Source organism: Plebeiibacterium sediminum (assembly GCF_026013605.1).
Classification (GTDB): Bacteria; Bacteroidota; Bacteroidia; order Bacteroidales; family Marinilabiliaceae; genus Saccharicrinis; species Saccharicrinis sediminus.
The window spans coordinates 1-2939 of the sequence record NZ_JAPDPJ010000161.1 but is presented as its reverse complement, the minus strand read 5'-3'; the positions used below and the strand labels follow the sequence as shown (position 1 = coordinate 2939).

General features: G+C 31.8%; 4 protein-coding genes. 3 read left to right on the top strand and 1 reads right to left on the bottom strand.

From position 1 onward, the window contains the following. Positions 1-63: 63 nt before the first annotated feature. Both OM075_RS24715 and OM075_RS24710 read left to right on the top strand, forming a co-directional pair. The gene (locus OM075_RS24715; RefSeq protein WP_301193235.1) at positions 64-399 is read left to right on the top strand and encodes a HipA N-terminal domain-containing protein; all 336 of its coding nucleotides are present in this window, start codon (positions 64-66) and stop codon (positions 397-399) included. Continuing rightward, positions 392-931: a HipA domain-containing protein gene (locus OM075_RS24710; protein ID WP_301193234.1), complete on the top strand. Its 540-nt coding sequence runs from the start codon at positions 392-394 to the stop codon at positions 929-931. The genes OM075_RS24715 and OM075_RS24710 overlap by 8 nt, the downstream gene beginning before the upstream one ends. A gap of 73 nt (positions 932-1004) precedes the next feature. Here the strand turns inward: OM075_RS24710 and OM075_RS24705 are convergent, their stop codons facing one another. Further along, on the bottom strand, positions 1005-2648 hold the full coding sequence (locus OM075_RS24705; RefSeq protein WP_301193236.1) for an ISL3 family transposase: 1644 nt from the start codon (positions 2646-2648) through the stop codon (positions 1005-1007). A gap of 172 nt (positions 2649-2820) precedes the next feature. Here OM075_RS24705 and OM075_RS26190 point away from each other — a divergent pair. Next, a partial coding sequence (locus OM075_RS26190; protein WP_363321658.1) for a HipA domain-containing protein occupies positions 2821-2939 on the top strand: 119 nt, incomplete at its 3' end.

Here is a 2939-nt window from a genome sequence, read left to right as displayed (position 1 = left end):
TTAATGAGGTGTTGGCATTGTTCGGACATAAATTAACTCCAGTTGAAACAAAATTAGTAGATAATGAATAGAAAAGGGAAAGTGTTTTATAAGCAGTATTTTGCAGGTATTATTGAAGAAACCGAGAAGGGCTATCGCTTTGCATATGACAAAGAATACTTAAATAGAGAAGAAAAATGGGCAATTAGTAAGACTCTGCCTATTTCTGAACACCCATACTCATCTAATACAATTTTTCCTTTTTTTGATGGTCTGATACCGGAAGGTTGGTTGTTAGATGTAGCTGTAGACAATTGGAAGTTAAAGGCTAATGACCGAATGGGGTTACTTTTAGCTTGTTGTAAAGATTGTATTGGAGCAGTTTCTATTCTTCCATTAAATGCAAATGATCATGAATAACAAATGTTTGTATTGCTATCAGCCATTAGGTGAAGGAGATAAAGATTTTCATTCAATATGCTCAAAAAGAATGTTTGGAACTGCAGACGCTCCTGTATTGGATTACTCTTTGGATCAGATGAATGAATTGGCTAAAAAGGTTGTTCAAAGTCATGTGACTGTTCCAGGTGTTCAAGCTAAACTTTCTTTTCATTTTGAGGCTCAAAGAGCACAAGAGAATAGATTGACTCTTGTTGGTGTTTGGGGTAATTACATATTGAAACCACCTACTCAGCAATTTGATAATTTACCAGAGAATGAAGATTTGACAATGCATTTGGCTAAATTATTTAAGATGAATGTTGTTCCACACTCACTAATCAGGCTAAAATCAGGGGAACTAGCTTATACTACTAAAAGAATAGATCGGATTAGGGAGCAGAAACTAGCGATGGAAGATTTATGCCAATTAAGTGAACGTCTAACAGAGGATAAGTATAAAGGTTCCATGGAACAAGTGGATATTCTTGAACATGCTGCCCCCCTTTCCTGAAGCTAGTTCCTGCTAGGTTTTAGCATGACAATCCGGCGGATGCTGGTTCTTCGTCATATTTGGGGAAATCAAGTCAGCCTGTTTGAGAGAGTATAATTTTTCTACGTAATAAATCGAATTTTGCACGACCATACATTTGCCTTTTTTTACTTTTAATCCTATTGACATGTCCTTCAACTGCACCATTACTCCAATGTAGATTTATACCATTTTTTACAGCTTTTATATCTGACATAAGACCATTGGCAAAAGAAGTAAGTCCGGTCAATTTATATTTTGATTTTTTTATAAAATTTATCCACCTTTCAATATTGCCTTTACCTCTCCAAAACATTGTTTTAAATATAATTACCAATTTACGAACAATCTTTAATTCCGGTAAATTTTCTAAAAGAGTCTTCAGGTATTCTTTTTTACTTATTTCTTTTATCGAAGTGAATGAAGCCCCAATTGTTTTAGCCAACTCTCTTGTTGTTAATGGCTTTACAAATGGGATCTTCACTGTTTGAAGTTGCCCTAATTTTGAAAATGACAAATTATACTTTTCCTTAATAATATTGATATTGTAATAAGCTTGGGTTTGACTACCATCGTAACCTAATTCTTTAATTTCATTAATAATTTCTTTTCCGGAAACATTTTCATTTAATCGATAAATAATATGCTCCGTAAAAAGATCTATGTTTGTCTGTTTATTATACGACTTGGGAGGTAGTGTAGTATACTGAAAATAAGAACGTACAGTTCCTCTGGAGATACCTAAATCTCTTGATATTTTTTTTATTGCAACATTTTGTTCTTGCAATTCTTTTAATTTTTTAAAAATAACTTCTCGCTGATCTATTTTAGTTTTTGATACACATTTATCTGTATCAATCTTTTGAATTTTAAAAGTGTTATTTTGTATCGATGTTTTATTTATTGTGTTATCAAGCAGTTCATTTGTTTTTGACTTTATCAGCTCATTTATTTTAGGATTTAAAAATTTAAAATATTTATCAAGAGCGTCAGATAAGTTCATTAATAAATGAAACCGGTCTGCGACTTGTACTGTATTCGGACAAATTTCCGTTATTGCTGCACAATATGCACTTGCTCGATCCCTTGTTACTACTTTTATGTCTTTATATTTCTTAAGCCAATCTTTTAGATCATCTCCCTCTCTTGATTCTAAAACATCTATCGGCTTAGAAGTTTCCATATCAATTAGTATAGTTCCATAAGAAACACCTTTTCTATAAGCCCAGTCATCTACGCCTAGTATTTTTGGTTGTTTTATCGGAGGTAAAGGTTGTTTATGAGCCATTCTTGTAATAGTAGATGGACTAACTTTTATCCTAAACTCTTCAGAAAGCATACTTCCTTGTTTACTGGTAAGTTCAATTGACAATGTATCTAACTTATTTGACACCCTCTTTGTTCTTCTGGCATATTTAGCAACAAATGGTATTTGTTCGGAAAAAACCTTTTGATGGCATTGTGCATTTTTACATTTAAATTTTCGAGTACGCAGTATAATTTCTGTTTTGGAATTCAAAATTGGCAAATCTGTTAAGTTTCTCTCGTAATTATCATGAATACTATTACTGTATTTATTGCACGTTGGACATTGAGCCTTTTTACTTTTAATGGATGCGTATATTTGAATATTATCATTTTCGCTGGTCACTCGTTTTATATTTAATTGCGGGATATTAAAAATCTGATTTATTGTCATATGTAATTGAATATCAACTATATAAAAATACATATAATATATTTTGATCACTAATAAATAAAGAGTTATCTTACTGATATATTGATGTTTATAATGTTTTTATAGCAAAGTGAAAAAATCCCCAAATATGACGAAGAACCAACATCTCCGGAATATCTAACAAGTTGGTAAAGTGATTACACAATATTCTTCCAATCCATTATTTGATGCTCAAGTATTTTTTGAAGTAGCTTTGTTTTCATTCCTAACTGGAAATGCAGATATGCACTTGAAGAACTTTTCGATGATTGA

Excerpts from the sequence above, each read along its gene's own strand:
- OM075_RS24715 (WP_301193235.1), top strand. The coding sequence starts at position 64 with ATGAATAGAAAAGGGAAAGTGTTTTATAAGCAGTATTTTGCAGGTATT.
- OM075_RS24710 (WP_301193234.1), top strand. The coding sequence starts at position 392 with ATGAATAACAAATGTTTGTATTGCTATCAGCCATTAGGTGAAGGAGAT.
- OM075_RS24705 (WP_301193236.1), bottom strand. The coding sequence starts at position 2,648 with ATGACAATAAATCAGATTTTTAATATCCCGCAATTAAATATAAAACGA.